18 protein-coding genes, 1 other RNA gene and 1 riboswitch are annotated in these 21036 nt (G+C 58.9%); of the genes, 7 read left to right on the plus strand and 12 right to left on the minus strand.

Features of this window, described 5'->3' with window-relative positions; genetic code table 11:
* Nucleotides 1-6: 6 nt before the first annotated feature.
* Entirely contained in the window at nucleotides 7-3453 is a 3447-nt protein-coding gene (gene metH / locus Q7F15_RS12275; RefSeq protein ID WP_230076803.1) for a methionine synthase, read from the minus strand.
* A gap of 115 nt (nucleotides 3454-3568) precedes the next feature.
* Nucleotides 3569-3667, minus strand: a riboswitch (SAM riboswitch).
* A 202-nt stretch (nucleotides 3668-3869) separates the two neighbouring features.
* On the opposite strand from metH, the gene Q7F15_RS12280 reads away from it, so the two are divergent.
* The 3 genes from Q7F15_RS12280 to argS all read left to right on the plus strand — a co-directional run bounded on the left by Q7F15_RS12280 (nucleotide 3870) and on the right by argS (nucleotide 6692).
* Entirely contained in the window at nucleotides 3870-3977 is a 108-nt protein-coding gene (locus Q7F15_RS12280; protein WP_171566526.1) for a YjcZ family sporulation protein, read from the plus strand.
* Between the two features lie 173 nt (nucleotides 3978-4150).
* The gene (locus Q7F15_RS12285; RefSeq protein ID WP_212132794.1) at nucleotides 4151-4630 is read left to right on the plus strand and encodes a hypothetical protein; all 480 of its coding nucleotides are present in this window, start codon (nucleotides 4151-4153) and stop codon (nucleotides 4628-4630) included.
* Nucleotides 4631-4976: 346 nt separating this feature from the next.
* Complete coding sequence (gene argS / locus Q7F15_RS12290) at nucleotides 4977-6692, plus strand: arginine--tRNA ligase (protein WP_230076801.1); 1716 nt, start codon at nucleotides 4977-4979, stop codon at nucleotides 6690-6692.
* A gap of 89 nt (nucleotides 6693-6781) precedes the next feature.
* On the opposite strand, the gene Q7F15_RS12295 is transcribed toward argS, so the two are convergent.
* The 7 genes from Q7F15_RS12295 to Q7F15_RS12325 all read right to left on the minus strand — a co-directional run bounded on the left by Q7F15_RS12295 (nucleotide 6782) and on the right by Q7F15_RS12325 (nucleotide 14775).
* On the minus strand, nucleotides 6782-7165 hold the full coding sequence (locus tag Q7F15_RS12295) for a hypothetical protein (protein WP_171566523.1): 384 nt from the start codon (nucleotides 7163-7165) through the stop codon (nucleotides 6782-6784).
* A 71-nt stretch (nucleotides 7166-7236) separates the two neighbouring features.
* The gene (locus Q7F15_RS12300; RefSeq protein WP_230076800.1) at nucleotides 7237-8070 is read right to left on the minus strand and encodes a deoxyribonuclease IV; all 834 of its coding nucleotides are present in this window, start codon (nucleotides 8068-8070) and stop codon (nucleotides 7237-7239) included.
* A 554-nt stretch (nucleotides 8071-8624) separates the two neighbouring features.
* Nucleotides 8625-10181: a solute symporter family protein gene (locus tag Q7F15_RS12305; RefSeq protein WP_171566521.1), complete on the minus strand. Its 1557-nt coding sequence runs from the start codon at nucleotides 10179-10181 to the stop codon at nucleotides 8625-8627.
* A gap of 84 nt (nucleotides 10182-10265) precedes the next feature.
* Nucleotides 10266-11792, minus strand: coding sequence for a solute symporter family protein (locus Q7F15_RS12310; protein WP_171566520.1), 1527 nt, complete (start codon nucleotides 11790-11792; stop codon nucleotides 10266-10268).
* Entirely contained in the window at nucleotides 11789-12136 is a 348-nt protein-coding gene (locus Q7F15_RS12315) for a DUF485 domain-containing protein (protein WP_171566519.1), read from the minus strand. Before Q7F15_RS12315 ends, Q7F15_RS12310 begins: the two co-directional genes overlap by 4 nt.
* A 161-nt stretch (nucleotides 12137-12297) precedes the next feature.
* Nucleotides 12298-13023 (minus strand): LytR/AlgR family response regulator transcription factor, encoded by a 726-nt coding sequence (locus tag Q7F15_RS12320; RefSeq protein WP_304414431.1) that lies wholly within the window; start codon nucleotides 13021-13023, stop codon nucleotides 12298-12300.
* Nucleotides 13024-14775 carry a LytS/YhcK type 5TM receptor domain-containing protein gene (locus Q7F15_RS12325; RefSeq protein WP_171566517.1) on the minus strand — a complete coding sequence of 584 codons (1752 nt, stop codon included), beginning with the start codon at nucleotides 14773-14775 and terminating at the stop codon, nucleotides 13024-13026.
* A gap of 137 nt (nucleotides 14776-14912) precedes the next feature.
* Between Q7F15_RS12325 and asnB the strand changes: the two genes are divergently transcribed.
* The gene (asnB, locus tag Q7F15_RS12330) at nucleotides 14913-16760 is read left to right on the plus strand and encodes an asparagine synthase (glutamine-hydrolyzing) (protein ID WP_304414432.1); all 1848 of its coding nucleotides are present in this window, start codon (nucleotides 14913-14915) and stop codon (nucleotides 16758-16760) included.
* 23 nt (nucleotides 16761-16783) lie between these two features.
* Here asnB and Q7F15_RS12335 read toward each other — a convergent pair whose 3' ends face one another.
* The 3 genes from Q7F15_RS12335 to rnpB all read right to left on the minus strand — a co-directional run bounded on the left by Q7F15_RS12335 (nucleotide 16784) and on the right by rnpB (nucleotide 18040).
* Nucleotides 16784-17164: a hypothetical protein gene (locus tag Q7F15_RS12335; RefSeq protein WP_304414433.1), complete on the minus strand. Its 381-nt coding sequence runs from the start codon at nucleotides 17162-17164 to the stop codon at nucleotides 16784-16786.
* Between the two features lie 5 nt (nucleotides 17165-17169).
* Entirely contained in the window at nucleotides 17170-17358 is a 189-nt protein-coding gene (locus Q7F15_RS12340) for a hypothetical protein (RefSeq protein WP_304414434.1), read from the minus strand.
* A gap of 292 nt (nucleotides 17359-17650) precedes the next feature.
* Nucleotides 17651-18040, minus strand: an RNA gene (gene rnpB / locus Q7F15_RS12345) — RNase P RNA component class B.
* 133 nt (nucleotides 18041-18173) lie between these two features.
* Between rnpB and Q7F15_RS12350 the strand changes: the two genes are divergently transcribed.
* Nucleotides 18174-18482, plus strand: coding sequence for a HesB/IscA family protein (locus Q7F15_RS12350; protein ID WP_212132789.1), 309 nt, complete (start codon nucleotides 18174-18176; stop codon nucleotides 18480-18482).
* A 15-nt stretch (nucleotides 18483-18497) separates the two neighbouring features.
* Nucleotides 18498-19028, plus strand: coding sequence for a gamma carbonic anhydrase (locus tag Q7F15_RS12355; protein ID WP_171566515.1), 531 nt, complete (start codon nucleotides 18498-18500; stop codon nucleotides 19026-19028).
* Between the two features lie 113 nt (nucleotides 19029-19141).
* Here the strand turns inward: Q7F15_RS12355 and Q7F15_RS12360 are convergent, their stop codons facing one another.
* On the minus strand, nucleotides 19142-19822 hold the full coding sequence (locus Q7F15_RS12360) for a DUF1385 domain-containing protein (protein WP_304414435.1): 681 nt from the start codon (nucleotides 19820-19822) through the stop codon (nucleotides 19142-19144).
* A gap of 78 nt (nucleotides 19823-19900) precedes the next feature.
* Between Q7F15_RS12360 and yfkAB the strand changes: the two genes are divergently transcribed.
* Complete coding sequence (gene yfkAB / locus Q7F15_RS12365; RefSeq protein ID WP_171566513.1) at nucleotides 19901-21016, plus strand: radical SAM/CxCxxxxC motif protein YfkAB; 1116 nt, start codon at nucleotides 19901-19903, stop codon at nucleotides 21014-21016.
* Nucleotides 21017-21036: the final 20 nt, after the last annotated feature.

A 21036-nucleotide genomic window follows, 5' to 3' on the forward strand; every position in this document is an offset into this window, starting at 1 on the left:
ATCGGTCTACAGGTCGAACGCGGACGGGCCGGCGTTGAAATACCGCGCCTCCGGATGGGCGAAGACCATCGCCGAGACGGAGGCTTCCGGCTCCATCATGAACCCTTCCGTAAGCTGGATGCCAATGTCCTCCGGTTTCAATAAACGGAACAGCTTGGCCTGATCCTCCAGGTTGGGGCAGGCCGGGTAACCGAACGAGACGCGAATCCCCTGATAACGGGCACCAAACCGCTCCAGCATGGTCATCTCCGCCGGATCGGGGAAGCCCCAGACGTCCCGCATCACGTGGTGCAGCCGCTCCGCGAAGGCTTCCGCCAATTCCAGCGCCAGCGCCTGCAGGACGTGGGAACGGAGGTAGTCCCCCCGCTCTTTCAACAGGGCGGAGCGCTCGCGGATGCCGGAGCCGGCCGTCACGGCCAAAAACCCGACGTAATCCATCTCGCCGCTCTCTACTGGCCTGAGGAAGTCAGACAGACAGAGATACGGTTCCTCCTGCTGACGAGGGAAGTGGAAGCGCTCCAGCAGACGGCTGTGGTCGCGCGGATCGTAGACGAGGATGTCGTCGCCATCCGCCTGGGCGGGGAAAAACTGATACATCCCGTGCGCCGTGATCGTGCCGTCCTGATTGGCTTCCGCCAGCAGCTCCTGCACCAGCTGATACAGCCCGGTCACTTTTTCATCTCCGGTCTCCAGCAGTTTCTCCACGTTGCCGCGGACGCCGAGATGCTTGCCGAGCAGCATCCGCAGGTTGAGGTAGGGCTGCAGATGGCTGATCGGATAGTGGCGCAGCACATGCCGCTCGCAGTCGGGCGGCACGTGAACGGGCACGGTGCGGTTGACGGCGGAGCGCTTCGGCTTGAGCGATGACGCCGCTGTTTCGGCCTGCTTCGTCGTCGACGCTTCCTCTTCCGCTGCCTGCTGAGCCGCACGCAGCTTTTCCCGTTCCACGGGGTCCTGCAGGCGGTTGACCAGGTCGAGCCCATCCATCGCGTCCTTGGCGTACAGCACGATTCCCTTGTACTCCGGCGCGATCCGGTTGGAGGTAAACTTGCGGGTCAGGGCCGCGCCGCCTACCAACAGCGGCACGTCAATCCCGGCTGCCCGCAGGTCCTGGGCGGTAATCACCATCTGCTGCGCCGACTTGACCAGCAGGCCCGACAGGCCGATCGCGTCTGGCTGCTCTTCACGGCAGGCGGCAATCAGCTGCTCCGGCGGCACCTTGATGCCCAGGTTGACCACTTCGTACCCGTTGTTGGCGAGGATGATCTCCACCAGGTTCTTGCCGATGTCATGCACGTCCCCTTTTACCGTCGCCAGCAAAATTTTCCCTTTGGTGGCCGTCTCCGTCTTTTCCATGTAAGGTTCCAGGAACGATACGGAGGCCTTCATCACTTCGGCGCTCTGCAGCACTTCCGCGACGATCAGTTGGTTGTCGTTGAACAGCCGGCCTACCTCTTCCATCCCGGCCATCAGCGGACCGTTGATGATTTCCAGCGGCGTGTATTTCTCCAGCGCCAGCTTCAGGTCGTCCATCAGCCCGTCCTTGGAGCCTTCCACCACGTAACGGGCCAGACGCTCTTCCAGCGTGAGCGACGACGCTTCCACGCGTACTTCCTTTTTCTTCTGCCGGTAAAACTCGGTAAAGGCGGCCAGCGTCTCGTCGTTGGTCTCAAACAGGAGCGCCTCTGCCAATCGCCGCTCCTCTTCCGGAATGGAGGCGTAGCGTTCCAGCTTCTCGGTATTGACGATGGCGTAATCAAGTCCGGCCAGAGTCGTATGGTAAAGGAAGACGGCGTTCAGCACCTCCCGTCCGGCCGCCGGCAGCCCGAACGAGACGTTGCTGATGCCGAGAATCGTCTTGCACTCCGGCATCGCCTCCTTGATCAGGCGGAGGCCTTCCACCGTCTCGCGGGCGGAGCCGATGTACTGCTCGTCGCCGGTGCCCACCGGAAAGACCAGCGGATCGAAAATGATGTCGCGCGGGTTAACCCCGAATCGATTGACCAGCAGATCGTAGGCGCGTTTGGCCACTTCCAGCTTCCGTTCCCGGGTGACTGCCATGCCGGTCTCGTCGATCGTGCCGACGACCACAGCCGCGCCGTACTTGTGAATCAGCGGCGCCACCTGTTCAAACCGCTCCAGCCCGTCTTCCAGGTTGATCGAGTTGAGAATCGCCTTGCCCTGCGAGTACCGCAGTCCAAGTTCCATGACGCGCACGTCGGTGGAGTCGATCATCAGCGGCGCTTTCACTTTTTTGATGACAAACTGCAGGAACTTCTCCATGTCCCCGTACTCATCCCGGTCCGGGTCGGCGAGACAGATGTCAATGATCTGTGCCCCCCGCTTTACCTGGGCGCGGGCGATGTCGGACGCTTCCTCGTACTTCCCGGCCGCGATCAGGTCGCGGAATTTTTTCGACCCGATCACGTTGCTCCTCTCTCCGACAAGCAGCGGCCGATTGTCTGCTTCCGCGTAGACGACCTCGATCCCCGACACGGCGCTGACCGGCTGTCCGGCCGGGACACGGGGCTTGCAGTCCTTCAATGCTTCCGCCAGCGCGCGGATATGCTCCGGCGTCGTGCCGCAGCATCCTCCGGCGACGTTGAGCCAGCCCTGCTCGGCAAACGCCCGCATCTTGGCGGCCAGTCCGTTCGGCGTCTCGTGGTAATGGCCGTTTTCATCCGGCAGGCCGGCGTTGGGATAACAGCTCACCCCGCACTGGGCCAAATTCGCCAGCGTGCGCAGATGGTCACGCATGAACTCCGGCCCGGTGGCGCAGTTCAGACCAATGGTAATCGGCTTCAGATGCTCCAACGAGACGTAAAACGCTTCGATGGTTTGCCCGGCCAGGGTCGTGCCCATCGGCTCAATCGTGCCGGAGATCATCACCGGCACTTCCCTGCCCAGCTCCGCGAACGCCCGGCGAATGCCGATGCCGCCGGCCTTGACGTTTAAGGTGTCCTGCGAGGTCTCCAAAAGCAGCGCATCCACGCCGCCGATCAGCAGCCCTTTCGCCTGCCGGTAGTACGCTTCCACCAGCTCTTCAAAGGTGACGCCTCCCGTCAGAGACAGCGTCTTGGTCGTCGGCCCCATCGAGCCTGCGACGTAACGCGGCCACTCCGGGGTGGAATAGGCATCAGCCGCTTCCCGTGCCAGCCGGGCTGCAGCGATGTTGATCTCCAGATCTTTGTCTGCCACGTCGTACTCGGCCAGGACGATCGAGGTGGCACCAAACGTGTTGGTCTCCACGATGTCCGCACCCGCCTCCAGGTATTTTTCATGAATGGAGCGGATCACGTCAGGACGGGTGAGATTGAGCAGCTCGTTACAGCCTTCGTAGGCCTCACCGCCAAAATCATCAGCAGTCAGGCTGGCCTGTTGCAGCATCGTCCCCATCGCACCGTCCAGAATCAGAATTTTCCGGTAAAGCTGTTCACGAAGACTTATTTTCATGGGGCAAACTCCTTTTCTTCCAAACTCACACGCATTGGTCCGTGTACAATAAAAAATCCTCTTCTGTGTGCAACAAGAAGAGGATTTGTCCGCGAAACATACACGCATGACCATCCTCTTATCTTTCAAAGCACACGCTTTGCTGGAATTGGCACCTGGTAATCCGGTTGCCGAGGCTTCATTGGGCCAGTCCCTCAACCTCTCTGGATAAGAGTCGTCACTGTCTGTTATGCAGTTTTGTCAAACGGTAACGATGTTTGAATGTATCTTAACACCCCCTTTTCCTCGCGTCAATGTAGAATTTGTCTATTTTCTCCAGACTGCCCCCGCCCATTTTTTGCGAGCTGGTCATTCGCCCACAACAACCGGCACATTCGTGTATAGACTAAAGCATACGGAAAGGAGGGGAAACAACAATGAGTACTTCCTACTGCGGTTCCGGCTTTTTCGGTGACACGTTCGCAATTGTGCTCGTTCTGTTTATCCTGTTGGTCATCGTCGGGTGTTCGAACGACTGCAACTAAACGAGTGCGTACATCAACAAGGAGCCTAGCTAAACCTAGGCTCTTTTTTCGCTGGACAACCCTGTCCGCCTGCCGTTCCCTGCGGGACGTTTGCGCCTGATGCTGGTTCGTTGTCAGCCGCTGTCCGTTTTTGCTATGATGAAAAGCGATTCCGTACAAAGGAGCGAACCGCTGTGGATCAATTGGTACCCTGTAACCGACAGGAATTCCTCTCTCGCCTGGAGACGGTGAAAGAGTTGGAGCACACGGATTTTGAGACATATTCAATCGTCAAGAATCAAGCGACGGGGCAGCACTACCTGCGTTATTCGTTTACGCATCTCAACCTGTTTGAAGGAGGCAGGCGGGACGAATACGACCACTTCCTCCCGCTGGAATCGGACGACGTGCTGGGCATTCTGTTTGGCGACCAGCCCTATCGCTTTCCCGATCACTGGCGCTCTCCCTATCTGCGCAGCGGGACGGATGAGCGGCTGATGCCGTTTGATCCCAGTGAAAACCACGATCTTAAGGAAGCGGCCGAAGCAGAACGATCGCTGCTCGCCAAGCTGGCCCAGTACAAGCGGCAGTGGCAGTCGGCCGACGACAAGGAACGGCTGACGCGGGACCTGTTCCACGATTTGGACGATTTGCTGAAAAAACCGGAAGAGTGAGTTGCATCCCGCAGGAGATGCCGCTATAATGCTAGAAGAATATCGTTGTCGCTGAAGAGGAGAGTACTCCGTCAGAAAGCAGAAGCGAGCCGGGGACGGTGGGAGCCCGGTGCAAACTGACGCGGGGAAGCGCACCTCGGAGACGCGTCCTGAAGGTCCGGACAGCCGGATTGCGTAGGGCACGCCGGGTCTGCCCGTTACCGCAGGCAAAGCGGCTTTCGCCTTTTCCCGTGCGGGAGGCGAGAGCAACAAGAGTGGCACCGCGGGAGTACAACCTCTCGTCTCTTCCCTGATGAGACGCAGAGGTTTTTCTATTTTTTAGATTCCAGACCGAAAGGAGAATTCCATGAGCTATAAGCATCAAGCGGCCAGCATCATTGCCGCAGCACTCACCCGCCTCGGCGCGGACCAATTTACCGCCGAAACCGTATACGACATGCTGGAAACGCCACCCAATCCCAGCATGGGGGATATCGCCTTCCCCTGCTTCCAACTGGCCAAGGCGCTTCGCAAAGCGCCGCCGCTGATCGCCTCCGAACTGGCCGGCGAGGTTAGCGGTACGCCGATCCGCGAAGTCAAGGCGGTCGGTCCGTACCTCAACCTGTTCCTCGATCAGCAAAGCGTCGCCCGCGACGTAATCGGCACGATCCTGACGCAGGGCAGCGCATACGGCAGCCGCGACATCGGTAAAGGGCGCAATGTGCCGATTGACCTCTCCTCTCCCAATATCGCCAAGCCGTTCTCCATGGGCCACCTGCGCTCCACCGTAATCGGCAACGCGATCGCCAACATCTTGGAAAAACACGGCTACCGTCCGATCCGCATCAACCACCTGGGCGACTGGGGGACGCAGTTTGGCAAGCTGATCGTCGCCTACAAGCTGTGGGGTGACGAAGAAAAAGTAAAAGCCGAGCCGATCAAGGAGCTGCTCCAGCTCTACGTCCGCTTCCACGAAGAGGCAGAAAAAGACCCGTCGCTGGAAGATCAGGGACGCGAGTGGTTCAAAAAGCTGGAGGACGGAGACGAGGAAGCGCGCCGCCTCTGGCAGTGGTTCCGCGACGAGTCGCTGAAAGAATTCATGAAAATCTACGACCTCATGGGCGTTCGATTTGACTCGTTCCACGGCGAGGCGTTCTACAACGACAAGATGGACCGCGTCGTCGCCATGCTGGAGGAACAAGGGCTGTTGACCGAATCTGAGGGCGCCCTGGTGGTCAATCTGGACGAGTATGACATGCCGCCGTGCCTGATCAAAAAATCGGACGGTGCCACTCTGTACGCCACCCGCGACCTGGCAGCCGCCCTGTATCGGAATGAGACGTACGACTTTGCCAAGGCCCTCTACGTCGTGGGCAACGAGCAGCGCCTCCACTTCCAGCAGCTGTTCAAAGTGCTGGAAAAGATGGGCTTTGAATGGGCCAAGGAAATGTACCACATCCCGTTTGGCATGATGCTCAAGGACGGCAAGAAAATGTCCACCCGCAAAGGAAAAGTGGTCCTGCTGGAAGAAGTGCTGGCTCAGGCCATCGAAGACGTGCTGAACGTGATCCGGGAGAAAAATCCGTCGCTGGAAAACAAGGAAGAGGTGGCTAGACAGGTTGGGGTTGGTGCGGTCATCTTCCACGACCTGAAAAACTACCGCCTGAACGACATCAATTTCTCCTGGGAGGAAATGCTTACGTTTGAAGGCGAGACCGGTCCGTACGTCCAGTACACGCACGCCCGCGCCTGCTCGCTGCTGCGCAAGGGCGAGTACGTGCCGATCAGCGAGGTGACGCTGCCCGAAGGCGCCCTGGACAGCAAGGAAGCCTGGGCGGTCATCACGCTGCTGAACAGCTTCCCGGAAGTGATCGACCGGGCGCGGGAGCAGTTTGACCCGTCGCAGATCGGCAAATACGTCATCGACCTGGCGCAGGCGTTCAACAAGTTCTACGCCAATGTCCGCATCCTGGCGGAAGAAGCAGACGTCAAGACGACCCGTCTGCAATTGGTCGCCGCCGTGGTGACAGTGTTGAAAGAGGGGCTGCGCCTGCTCGGAATCGCCGCGCCGGAAGAGATGTAATCGCCTGTTGACGAAAATACACCCGTCAAAAAAGCCGACGTTCCTGTTGTGACAGGACGTCGGCTTTTCTTTTCAATGGTGAACAGGTGCTACTTTTTCCCAAACCACGTCTTGCCGAGCAGTTCCACCACCTGCTTGGACAGGGAGCGCGGCGGCTCTGTTTCGGCGCCGGACGCGTCGACGAGACGGTACAACAGCGCCTTGTCGTCTGCCGGGTCCGACTTGGTCTCCAGCGTCAGTGCGCCAATCGTCCCCGCTTTCGTCCATTCCTCGATCATGATCTGATACTCGCCGGGAGCCAGTTCGATGTAGTCCCCGTCGGGCAGGTCGATCACGGCATAGCCGTCATGCTCGATTTCCGCATCGTATGTATGTCCGTTTGCCGCCTCATACAAGGCCAGCTCTTCCGGATTGTTCAGGTTTTCCCGGAGCGGAGCAAAATCCTCGATGGTAACCTTGACTCTTCGTTTCACACAGACTCCTCCTCGCTGACAGCGCACTGTACGGTTTACTCTCACACTCTACCATACGACCGGTCAGCCTGTCACGGCCCGGCCAGCTGTCGCACCAGGGCAATTTCCTCCCGGTGGTCCCCGCCGGGCGGACGGGGCGTTTCCAGCACGACCGGAATTCCCCGCAGTTCTGGTGTCCGCAGCAGCGAGACGAACGCTTCCCTGCCGATCGCACCACGCCCGATCGGCGCGTGCCTGTCGCGAAAGGAGACGGCCGGATACACCGAATCGTTGAGGTGAACAGCGGCCAGCGCGTCCAGATACCCGAGATTCCGCATGCGGTCGGCCACCTGCTCCCAGTCGTCTCCCGTCCACAGCCCGCTGGCAAAGGCGTGGCACGTGTCGAAGCAGAAGCCCACCTTTTCCGGATGATTCAGCAGCTGCCGCACCTGGGTCAGTTCTTCCAGCGTTGTCCCCATGCGGCTGCCCTGGCCCGCGTTGTTTTCGATCAGCAGCTTCGCCGCACCGCTCCAGCCGTCCAGAATGTCGTTTACCATCCGGATCATCAAACGGTACCCTTCCAGCACATCCGCCCCCTTGTATTGGCCGAAGTGGACGACCACCCCGATGGAACCGCATGATTCGGCGATTTCCAGGTCGTTTCGCAGTGAATCAGCAATCGCTTCATACAATGCGCCCGGCGCTGCGGCAAGATTGACAGGATAGGACGTGTGGGCGATGGAGACGATCCCCTGCTCTCGGCAAAAGGCGCGGCATGCCTCTGCATCCTTCGGGTCGAACGCTTTGAGCGTCAGACTGCGCGGGTTTTTGGGAAAGTATTGGAACGCGTCGGCTCCCAGCGCCAAAGCCGTCTTTGCTGCGGCCAGATACCCGCCGCGAATGCTGACGTGACACCCGACGTACACGCAACTCCCTCCCTGTGGCATGTGGTATCCAGGATCCTTTTCCGCGATTCACAGGCCGGATTGGAGACACTGCTCCGAAAGCGTCCCGCTGCGATTGGCCAGAACCTCCCGTTCGGAAGCCTGTCCGCAACAGTTTATCCCAATTGCAGGAAAATATTTGGAGGGAAAAATTGGCTAATGGTGAACTGGTATACTTTGATGTCTGATGATCACTGGGAGTAATGTGTTATGGTTGGCAGGAAAGTCCTGAAAATCCTAAAAGAGGTCATATTGTTTCCGATAGAGCTGATGACTGGTTTGGTTACGGCAATTCGAAGTTTAATGAAGAAACCGAAAGTAACCACTCTTGTGATTCTGGTTTGTTTGTTGATTACGCTTATGGCAGGTTGGGTAATCTTCAATCTTCCAGGCACTTGAGTGAGCACTTCAGAACAAATATTGAGAAACCACCCCTCAAGTCGAATACGTTGAGGGGTGGTTTTGTTGTTGAATATGAAGGACAACTTCCGTTGTGCGTGAAAGCGGCCCGTCCTGATACGCCGACTGCGGCCGCTCTATGCGTTTGGCGTGCGCCTGTACCGGTCGGCGGGCGGGCGGATGCCGGTATACGCCTGCACCAGCACCCGATCGTACCGCTCCGACGCCCCCGGCGACGGTCGGCTCAACCAAGTGCCCAGCATCGCGCCGAGGAACCCGAGCGGAATCGAGACCAGGCCCGGATTGGCCAGGGGAAACAGCGGTTCGGCCAGAATCATGCCGTGCTCGGGATGCATTACCGACGGGCCGAGACTGACGAGCAGGAGCGAAGCCACAACACCGGTGATGACTCCGGCGATCGCTCCCTGCACCGTAAACCGCCTCCAGTACAAGGTAAACAGGATCATCGGCAGGTTGGCCGAAGCCGCCACAGCAAAAGTGAGCGCCACGAGAATCGCCACGTTCATCTTCTCCGCACCGATCGCCAGCCAGATGGAGACGAAGCCGACAGCGACGGACGACGCCTTGGCGACCAGCACCTGCTCCCGTTCGGAAGCCTGCCCGCTGCGGACGATGTGGCTGTAGACGTCGTGGGCGAACGCGGAAGACGCGGCGAGCACCAATCCGGTCACGACTGCCAGTATCGTGGCGAAGGCGACGGCCGAGATGTAGGCCATCAGGAATTCGCCCCCCAGCGCATCAGCCAGCAGCGTCACCGTCAGATTTCCCCCAAACCCGGCCTGATTCAGGGTCTGCCAGCCGATAAACGCGCACGCGCCGAATCCCAGCAGAATGGTCATCAGGTAAAACGCCCCCATGATCCAGGTGGCCGTGATGATCGACTTGCGCGTGGTGACTGCGTCCTTCACCGTAAACAGCCGGGCGATGATGTGCGGCAGGCCGGCCGTGCCCAGGATCAGCGCCAGATGCAGCGAAAGGATGTCCAGCGGCTTGACGTACTGGTTGCCCGGATAGAGGTACCGCTCCCCGAGCGGAGTAGCCGTGCTGACGTAATCAAACAGCGCTGCCAGGCTCCAGTCAAAGCGGGCCAGCACGATCATGGAAACGATGCAGGTCCCCGTCAGGAGCAGAATGGCCTTGATAATCTGCACCCAGGAGGTGGCCTCCATCCCGCCAAAGACGACGTAGATCGTCATCAGGCTGCCCACCACCATCACCGCGGTCTTGTACTCGATGTCAAACAGGTGGTGGATCAGCGCTCCCGCCCCCACCAGTTGAGCGATCATGTAAAAAATCGTGATCAGCAGTGTCGTGCAGGCGATCACCCCGCGCAGCCCTTTGCTGTCAAAGCGAACGGCGATCGCGTCGGCCAGGGTGTATCGCCCCAGGTTGTGCAGCGGTTCCGCGATCAAAGACAGCATCACCAGATAGGAGACGAAAAATCCGATCGCGTAGAGAAAGCCGTCAAATCCGTACAGGGCGATCGTACCCGCAATGCCGAGGAAAGACGCAGCGCTCATGTAGTCTCCCGCGATGGCTACGCCGTTCTGCAAACCGGTCAGACGGTTGCCCGCAGCGTAGAACTCACGCGGGTTGACCGCCCGCCTGGCTGCCGAATACGTGATGAACAGCGTGCCGATAATGACGCTGCAAAAGAAAATCACCGCAGACATGCCAGCCTCCACTTCCGCCTGAATGGCAAAGAAGCCGGGGCGTACACCCCAGCATCTCCAGTTTCCTGTATACTTATCCGCGGGCTATGCCGTTTCCTTCATGCCCGTATTGGCCTTGACCAGAATTTCTTCAAATTTGGCGTCGTCCCGCGAGGAGGAAAAGTACGTGCCGATCCATGCGGCCAAAAAGCCCAGCGGGATGGAGACGATGCCCGGATTGCTGAGCGGGAAGAGCGCTTCGCCGACGAGAATCGCCTTGCCCGGCTCCGGATGCCAGACGTTCGGGCTGAGGGCGACCAGGATCAGGGAGCTGAACAGCCCCACCAGCATGCCGGTCACCGCTCCCGTCGTGTTAAAGCGGCGCCAGTAAATGGTGAAGATGATCACCGGCAGGTTGGCGCTGGCTGCCACCGCAAACGCGAGCGCCACGAGAAAGGCGACGTTCAGCTTTTGCGCGAACAAGGCAAGCAGGATGGAGATGACAGCCACGCCGACCGACGCCCACTTGGCCGCCAACATCTGCTCGCGCTCCGACGCTTTGCCCTGCCGGATCACGTGGCTGTAAAAATCGTGCGCAAAGGCGGACGCAGCCGACAGGACCAGCCCCGCCACCACAGCCAGGATCGTGGCGAAGGCGACGGCGGAGACAAACGCGAACAGGAAGTTCCCCCCGAGGTACTGCGCCAGCAGCGGAGCGCCCATGTTGCCCGCCGGGTCCATGTTGTCCTGCCCGACGAACGCAGCCGCACCAAAGCCCAGGAAAATGGTCATGACGTAGAAAATGCCGATGATCCAGGTGGCGTACACTACCGACTTTCGGGCGGTCGGCGCATCCTTCACGGTAAAGAAGCGAATCAGGATGTGCGGCAGGCCGGCCGTGCCCAGCACCAGCGCCAGGTTGAGCGAGATCGTGTCCAGCCCGTCCTTGAACTTGTTGCCGGGATGGAGAAACTTCTCGCCCAGCGGCGTTGCCGTCTGCATGTGTTCAAACATGGCCGTAAAGCTGAAGCCAAATTTGGCAAACACCATCAGTGAGATGATGAACGTGCCGGCCATCAACAGCACCGCCTTGACGATCTGCACCCAGGAAGTGGCGGTCATCCCGCCGAAGACCACGTACACCGTCATCAAGGCGCCGACGATCAGCACGGACGTGGTGTATTCCAGCCCGAGCAAAAGTTTGATCAGCGCGCCGGCCCCCACCAACTGCGCGATCATGTAAAAAATGGAGATGGCGACGGAGTTGAGCGCTGCCACGCCGCGAATCTGCTTGTTGTTGAAGCGCGCCGCAATCATGTCCGCCATCGTGTACTTGCCCAGATTTCGCAGTGGTTCGGCCACCAGGTACAGCACGACCAGGTACGCGACGAGAAACCCGATGCTGTAGAAAAAGCCGTCGAAGCCGGACAGCGCGATCATCCCGGCGATGCCGAGGAACGAAGCTGCCGACATGTAGTCGCCGGCGATCGCCAGGCCGTTCTGCCATCCGGTCAGGCCGCCCCCGGCGGTGTAAAATTCGCTGGTCGTATTGGTTCGCTTGGAAGCGTAGTAGGTGATGATGAGCGTCAAGATGACAATGGCCAGAAACAGCAAAAACGCGGTTACGTTCATACCTGTTTCCCTCCCGTCTCCTGTTTGATCTGTTCCACCATCCGGTCAAACTCTTCCGAACGCTTGGTGTAGATGATACAGAGCGTCCAGGTCATGATGAACTGGGCAAAAGCAAATACCCATGCCCAGGTGATCACCCCGATAGCGGGACGGTTCAGGACTTCAAAGTAAGAGGTCATGATTGGGAGGGTGAAATAGAACACGAAGAAAAAAATGGAATAAGGCAGAATGAAAGCTTTTTTTCGCCTCAGCAGTTCCTTGAAGGCGGCGGAACGGCTTACGGCCGTGTAGTCAATCGACTGCGGCTTCGACTTTCCTTGGACCGCCGGGCTCGTATTTCCCATTGGAACTCCCCCTCTTGCAAATGTGGCGCCTACTGGATTGTAAGCGCTTCCTTTAGTTTTTTACAGTTTACAAAAAAATATCAATATTGCGTATATTTTTGCGTATCTTGCACAATCTCGTGCGCCACATGCACAAAACGAGGAATCAGCGCAGGCAGCCTTTACCCTTCCAAGCGTTTCAGCAGGTCTTTTGCCGCCGTGCGGGAGACGGGTACGCGCACTTTTTTCGGTCCTTTCAATATCAGGTTGTACGCCCCGTTGAACCATGGCTCCAGCTCGCTGACGTACTGCAGGTTGACCAGGTAGCTCTTGTGCGTGCGGAAAAAGGAATGGGCTTGCAGCTTTTCCTCCAACTGCTGCAAGGTCATCCGGGTGGTGTACACCTCTGTCTCCGTGCAGATGCGCACTACCCGATCGTCCCGAACGGCGTACAAGATCGCGGCCGGATCGATCACCACCAGCCGGCTGCTCTCTTCCACAATCAGCTTGGAGACTTTTCCCGCCTGCGGCCCGGATGTCTCCGCCAGCCGCTTGCGCACGCGCTGCAGTGTTTCCCGCAGACGTTGGGGTTCCGTCGGCTTCAGCAGGTAATCGACGGCATTCAGCTTGAACGCTTCCACCGCGTAGTCCTCGTGGGCGGTCGAAAAGACCAGCAGCGGGCGATCCTTGCGCGCCGCCAGCATGCGGGCTGCCTGATCCCCCTCCAGTTCCGGCATTTTGATGTCCAGAAACACCACGTCCGGGTCGTGCTCTTCCACCAGGCGCAACAGTTCCCTGCCATTGGAGGCACAGGGCAGGAGTTCTACGTCGCTTTCCTGCTGAAGCAGGTAGGTCAGCTCTTCCCGAGCCAGGTGTTCGTCTTCGGCTATCATGACACGAATGACCATCTAGGCATCCTCTCCTCCTCTGTGAGGTATGAAAAAGGTGATCCGGCTGCCCCCCTCCGGTTTGTTGGCAAAACGCAGACGGGCTGATTGGCCGAGCAGGCTGACCAGCCGCTGGTTGACGTTGTAGACGCCGATCCCGTTTCCGTCGCGGCTCTCCAGCGGCATCGCGCCCAGCTTGTCCAGGATGTCCGCGGGGATGCCCGCACCGTTGTCCTCGATGACCACGGCCACCCGTCGTCCGTCCTGCTTTACACGCACCTCGATCTCCCCGCCGCTGGTCTTGCCCCGCAGGCCGTGGTGAATGCTGTTCTCCACGAGCGTTTGCAGCGTTCCCGGCGGGATCAGCGCTTCTTCGACTCCGTCGTCCGCCTCACAGCGGACGACAAACTGTTCCGCAAAGCGAATGTTGATGATCTCCAGATATGCGTTCAAGTGATTCAGTTCCTGTCCGACGGTGACCAGCGGGCTCGCCGTCAGCTTCAGGTTGAGGCGCATGAACACGCCGAGCTGGATCGTCATGTGCCGCGCCAGATCGGGATTGATCCGAATCAGGGTGACGATGGAATTGAGTGTGTTGAACAGGAAATGCGGCTGAATTTGCGCCTGCAGCATCCTGAGCTCCGCATCCTTCATCAGCCCTTTCATTTTCTCAGCCAGGGTCAGCGTCAGCTGATTGGACAGCAGGTTGCCCAGTCCTTTGGCCAGTGCTTCCTGCACCTTGCCGATCTGTTGGGGACGGCGAAAATACAGCTTGATCAATCCGACCACGCTGTCCCCTTCCCGGATCGGCACCACCACTGCCGCTTGCAGCGGACAGTGCTTTTGCCCACAGGAGACGCTCTCACGGGTAAGTCCCGTCTCGATACCGCCGCTGAACATCGCCCGCCGGTCCAGATCGCTCCCGATCGGCTCGCCGGGCAGGTGGTGATCCGCACCGGCACCGACGTGGGCGAGCAGGCGCTCCCGGTCGGTGACCGCCACAGCAGCCGCCTTCGTCTCCCGCAGCAGCAGCTGAGCGGCGGCTTGAGACGTCTGCGGCGTCAGGCCCTGCTTGAGATGCGGCAGAATCCGCTCGGCAATGGTAAAGGCCCGTTCCGCTTCCGTCGCGGCGGAGCGCTCCTCCTCTTTCAGGGCGACGTGAATCATCGTGGTAAAGATGGCGATGGAGATGCTGTTGGTCAACACCATGGGAATGCCGATCAGATTGACGACAGTCCGAACCAGCTCGGGAGGATGTGCGAAAATCAGCAGCAGCGACATTTGGATGATGGGGGCGAACATGCCGATAAACAGCGCTTTGGCGGGAGAGATTACCCGCTCCTGGGAAAAAAAGCGCGCCACGTAACCGGCGAAGAGACCGGTGATCGGCACGGATAGTCCCGCCGGCCAGGCGGCAAATCCACCCAGGCTGTAGAGATGAGCTCCGGCGATCAAGCCCGCTCCCAGTCCCACCAACGGCCCGCCCAACAGCCCGCCGATCACCACGCCCACCAGGGTGGAGTTGGCGATCGCTTCATCGGACTGCAGGGAAAAGATCCAGAAAGCAGGGTGGTACACCTCCTCCCGCACCACCACGCCCGCATAGGTGCCGGCCATTCCGAACAGGCCAAACAACAACGAATACGCAATCGACGTCCCGAGGTGAACGTCCCGGTCCAGCAGCTGGCGAAACAGCGGGATGCGCGTCAGAATAAAGGCGAGCGTAAGCAATATCCCCATCCGCTCAATCAACAACAGCGTCAACTGTTCCACTGCGCCATCCCTCCGCAACTCTCTCCATCTGTTAACAATTCCGCTTTCGCTTTTGCTTTCCCTGCTGGACAGACAACTTGGCTGGGCGCCCTGCATAGGCTGGATGTGCAACGCTTCATGCGGAAGGGTGACCGATTATGTGCGGAATTGCTGGATGGGTTGACTGGGAAAAAGACCTTTCCCGGGAGAGAGCCACGATTGAAACCATGACACAGACGCTGACCAGCCGGGGACCTGACGACGAGGGATACTGGCTGTCGCCGCGGGTCGCATTTGGACACCGACGGCTGTGCGTCGTCGACCCTGCGGGCGGCCGTCAACCGATGACGCGCTACCGGGGCGGACACGCCTATACCTTGATATACAACGGGGAGCTGTACAACACGGACGATCTTCGCCAGATTCTAGTGGAAAAGGGCCATACGTTCCACTCTCACTCGGACACGGAAGTGCTGCTCGCTTCCTACATCGAATGGGGCAGCGAGTGTGTCCACAGGTTAAACGGCATCTTTGCCTTTGCGGTCTGGAACGAACGGGAGCAAACCCTGTTTCTTGCCCGCGACCGTCTGGGGGTAAAGCCGCTCTTTTACGCCAGACGGGGCAGTTCGTTTCTGTTTGGGTCAGAGCTGAAGGCGCTGTTGGCCCATCCGGATGTAGAGCCGGTCTTGTCCCGGGAAGGGATCGCGGAAATTTTTGCCCTCGGTCCGGCCCGGACACCTGGACACGGCGTTTTTCACGACGTCTTTGAACTGCGCCCCGGCTGCCACCTGACGGTCACCCGCGAGCGCTTCACCATCAAGCGGTACTGGCAAGTGGAAAGCCGCCCCCACACCGACGACGCGGACCGAACCGTCCAAACCGTACGGACGCTCTTGATCGATTCAATTCAGCGGCAGCTGGTCGCGGACGTCCCGATCGCCACGCTGCTCTCCGGCGGGCTGGACTCCAGCGCCATCACCGCGATCGCGGCCGAGACCTTCCGGCGCGACGGACGGGGCCCGCTCCACACCTATTCCATCGACTATGTGGACAACGACCGCCACTTCCAGGCAAACGCCTTTCAGCCCAATGCCGACGCCCCGTACGTGCAGAAGGTCTCCCGCTTCTTTGGGACCATTCACCACGCCATCGAGATTGACACGCCCGAACTGGTGGATGCCCTGCGCACCGCCGCGTACGCTCGCGACTTGCCCGGCATGGCTGACGTTGACGCGTCTCTTTACCTGTTTTGCTGCGAGATCAAAAAGGAAACTACGGTGGTCCTCTCCGGGGAGTGCGCAGACGAAATCTTTGGCGGCTACCCCTGGTTCCACCGCGAGGATCTGCTCCACTCCCGCACGTTCCCTTGGTCACAGGCCATCGAACAGCGGGCCGCCTGGCTTTCGCCCGATCTGCGGGAGTGGGTGAAACCGGTGGAATACGCAGCGCAGCGGTATGAGGAGACGCTTGACGAGGTGCCGCATCTGCCCGGCGAAAGTCCGCTGGAAGCACGCCGCCGGGAAATGTTTTACTTAAACCTCACCTGGTTCATGAACACGCTGCTGGATCGCAAGGACCGGATGAGCATGGCGGCCAGCCTGGAAGCACGTGTGCCGTTTTGTGACCATCGGCTGGTGGAATACGTCTGGAACATCCCCTGGTCGCTAAAAATGTGGGGCGGCCGCGAAAAGGGCATTCTGCGCAAGGCACTGGAGGGCATCGTGCCGGACGACGTCCTGTACCGCAAAAAAAGCCCCTACCCGAAAACGCATAATCCTGCGTACACGGAAGCGACCCGCACCTGGCTTCTGGAGATTCTAAACGATCCCTCCTCTCCCCTGCATCAGCTGATCGACACGGCAGCGATCAGACGGCTGGCCATGACAGATGCGAAAGCGACGGACGTCCCGTTTTTCGGCCAGTTGATGAGCACGCCCCAACTGTTTGCCTACCTGGCACAGATGGATGTGTGGTTGCGGGCGTATCACGTCACGATCCGTTCCTGACGAAAAAAGCTCCTCGACCCCACTTACGGGGTCTTGAGGAGCTTTCTTTTTTTCCTGACGGCGTTCCGCTTCGCGGCCGGTTGGGCGGTCGGCTTTGCGGCGGGAATGATGAACGGTTCGGCAGCTGCCGCTGGCTTCGCCGAACAGGAACGGTATCGGATATCAAACTGTCGGGCTGTGCGTTTGGCGATGGAAAAGGGACTGGACGGCCCTGTGCGGACAAAGCGGTAATCAATGCAAACGCGGGTGGCGCCTCCGGTGAGCACGGCCCGGACCACTTTTTGATTGGGGCGATTTCGTACGATGCGCAGCGATTGGACCATGGTGGGGAACAACGGCACGTCCCCTGCCGGCACGCACAGTTTACCTTTGACGAGGCGCAGGTTCAGATTGCACACCATCACCCGTGTCAGTCGCTTCCCCAATATCGACGAAAATACCGGGCTATTTTGCGTCGAGTGTTAAACCGATCCGGCAAGGGGGTGTAGTCGACGCCGTTGACCGTGTAGATGACCTTGCGACGCGGAGAAGACATCACCCTGCTCCAGACCTGTTCCGCCTGTTCGATCATGTTTCGGAAAAAGCGTTCGTGATCCAAGAAATCACCTCCTCCTAAAACCTATGGAATAGGGCTTGTGCTAGTACGCCCGATTGACCGCCTGTTTTTCCGGCGTGAGCCGTCACGACAGGCTGTTCGCTTGCTTCGTTCGGGTGCCTGAAAGGCGGGAGTATGTATTGACGATATGCTCGAAGGAGTTGGCAAACATTCGGATTTGGGGAGCGAGTTGAAGGTTTCTTTGAGGACATCCCTCGCTTGCGTCGGGAGAAGCAGGCAATAAAAAAACCGTCTGGTGACCAGACGGTTTTGCGTACGTCGTGATAGCAAGGAATGCTGTAAGCCAGGTTCTGTGTCTCCCGTGCTGCAAGCGGGGCTTTTTCCCCTCGCACCAAGAGCGGTAGTCATCTATCTATGGCAGCTTACAGCCGCCATCCGTCCCTCCGTTCATTTCCTTCGGGACGGTTCCCCTACCAAATTTGGGTTTCTCGCTCGCAGGGTTTACCGCGTTCCATCTCCCCTGTCGCCAGGGAAGCTCCGTTTCTGTGGCACTTTCAGCGTACTCGGGTCTCAGGGAGAACCCTTTCCGCGCCGTCAGCGAAGCCGAAGCCTCACTGCCCTGGTTTGCACCAGGTACGAACACTCCAGGCATCTCAGCCTGGGCGAGCCTGGACTTTCCTCTACCGCCGACCGAGAACGGCCGCGGCAGCGACTACCCACATTCCTTGCTATACCGAATCAGTACCATATAATTTAGCACATGGCGGATGTTCAGTCAACGAGAATCATCTGGCAAGCATGGCAAATTGTTAACAGGACCCGCCTGTAGTACAATGAGGGACAAAGGAGGGCTGAGCGTGATCACCATTACTCCGGCCGCTGCCGCCCGTCTGTCCGCGTTGATCGCACAAGAGCAGGACGCCGACCGTCTGGGCATCAAAATCATTGCAACCACATCGGGCTGCGGCAGTTTAGCGTACAGCATTGCCATCACGGAGGCGAGCCGCATGGACAAATCGATCGACGTGAGTGGCATACGTCTGTTTTACCGCGAAGAAGAAAAAGACATGCTGAACGGAATTATTGTGGACTTTGATCCAATGACCGGCCGATTTTCTCTCGCCCATCCCCGTCCGCCGCAGACCGGCTGCCCGTTATCTCACTGACAGGAGGGATTTTTCATGCTGCTGCTTCCATTTGAAAATAGCGTTCCCCGGATTCACGAATCCGCATTCATCGCCCGCGGGGTCGTCATCTCCGGCGATGTGACCATCGGCGAAGACACCTCGATCTGGTACAACACCGTCATCCGCGGCGATATCGCGCCCACCGTCATTGGCCGCAGGGTGAGCGTCCAGGACAACAGCACCTTGCATCAAAGCCCCGGCAAGCCGCTCATCCTGGAAGACGAAGTGACAGTCGGCCACAACGTTGTGCTGCACAGCTGCATCGTTCGCCGCGGGGCCCTCATCGGCATGGGCGCGATCGTCATGGACGGCGCGGAAGTGGGCGAAGAAGCGATGGTGGCCGCCGGTGCGCTGGTTCCGCCGGGGATGAAGGTGCCGCCCCGCTGCCTGGTGGTGGGCTCTCCCGCCAAGGTAAAGCGGGAACTGACAGAAGACGACTTCCGCGAGATGCGCCGCATCCGCCAGTCCTATGTGGACAAGGGGAAAATCTACCGGAAGCTGGAGGAACAGCCGCTCAGCCGGTAAGCGTGCATGAAAAAAGCCGCGTCTTGGCGGCTTTTTTTATTCCGCTCAAGCCTTTTGCCCCTCGTCGTTCGCAGTAAAAAGCACGCATGTCGTCAACACGTCTTGGCCGCAAGTCACGCCGCCCGCTGCAGTTCCTTGCTGCGGATATGCTCAAACAGGCGATACGAACGAATGGCTGTCTCCAGGTGCAGACGTGCCGGTTCTTTTGTGGTCACATGCCGTTGAAAAAAGGCAGACAAACGGTAGATCACCCGGCAGTACCTGCGCAGATGGCGGTCACCGATCACGCCGGCCAGCAGGAACGCGACACCCGCCGCCACGCACCACTGCAGCGGCGCAAACGGCAACGTCAGCAAAAACCCGGCGAAGAACCACACCACCAGATTGGTGGAGCAGCCGGCATTGACAATGTCGGCCCTGGCGATCTCACGCCAGGACTCCAACCGCTTTTCCCCGTGATAGCTGAAGACCTTGTGCTCTGCACCGTGAAATTTTTTCAGCTCCCGCGGAAAGATGAAGTGCAATCCCGCCACATACACGGCAGCCCACCACGGATCGACCACGGCCAGACGCGGAAAGGCGACCGCCGTGATCACATAGAGGACGAGCGCCAGATGCAGCAGCTGATACGGCCAGGGGAAGGAAAAACAAATGCGCAGCCATATTTTTCCGATGGTCCGAAAGGTGATTTTTTCCGCCCAGAGGTGAATGACACCGTCTTTCACTTCTGCGCAGGCCAGCACGTTCCGGTCGTGAAATATGACACCGCGTCCAAAAGACATGCCCATTATCATGTTATTCGCTATTCTCCTTCCGCTCCCTAGTCGGTATAATTATATGAATGTACGTGTGTAATTGAAGGAGGTCTCACCATGATCCGCATGGTTCCAACCACACCACTGACTCCGCGGCACGACCCATGGGAGCCGCTTTTTAACGCGACGCCGCCTGCTTACAAGCTGACCAGCGTCGAATTGACCGTGACCAATCTGTGCAATCTCCGCTGCGAGCATTGTGCCGTCGGCGATACATTGCGATTCAAGGACGATCCCGCTCTGCCTGTCGACCTGATTCTGCGTCGGCTGGACGAAGCGGAAGACCTGCTTACACTCAGTATAACAGGCGGGGAACCGATGTACAGCGAACGGACCGTGCGAGAGGTGATTCTGCCGATCCTGCGCTACGCGGCGGACCGCGGCCTGCGCACACAGATCAACTCCAACATGACCCTGCCGTTCTCTCGGTACGAACAAATCCTGTCTTACATAGACGTGATGCACATCTCCTGGAACTGGTCTACGCCCGAAGAGTTCCTTGAGATTGTCTACGCAAAAAGCGGGCGAACGGTTTCACTCAAACAAGCAGAACAGCAATTTGCCCAAATCGGGGAAAATGCGCGAAAACTGGCGGAAGCCGGCGTGTTTGTCTCTGCGGAGACGATGCTCAACACGCGGACGTGGAAAAAAATGGACACCTTGCATCGGCAGATTCAGGAGATGGGCTGCCGCCGTCACGAAGTCCATCCGATGTACGCCAGCGACTTTGCCCGCGATCTGCAGGTGCTGACGCTGGATGAACTGCGCACCGCGATCCATTCGCTCCTGGACGTGCGCAACGAAGAGGTGTGGATGCTGTTCGGCACGCTTCCCTTCTTCGCCTGCAGCCCGCTGGAAGAGGACCGGGAGCTGATCCTCCGGCTGCGGGAAGCGAAAAACGTCACCGTGCGCAACGACCCCGACGGCCGGAACCGCTTGAACATCAACATTTTCACCGGCGACGTCATCGTTACCGACTTCGGGGACGTAGCGCCGCTCGGCAACATTCAAAACGACCGGCTCCAGACGATGTTTCAGCGTTGGCAAGAGCATCCGCTCAACCAGACGATCAACTGTCACTGCCCGGCGGTCAACTGCGCCGGCCCCAATCTGCTGGTTGCCAACACCTACTACGCCGATACCAACTTCAAGCAGCGTAAAGCGCTGGTCTAAACGGGCAGACTAGGGACAGA

This window comes from Brevibacillus aydinogluensis (genome assembly GCF_961514395.1).
Lineage (GTDB): Bacteria > Bacillota > Bacilli > Brevibacillales > Brevibacillaceae > Brevibacillus > Brevibacillus aydinogluensis.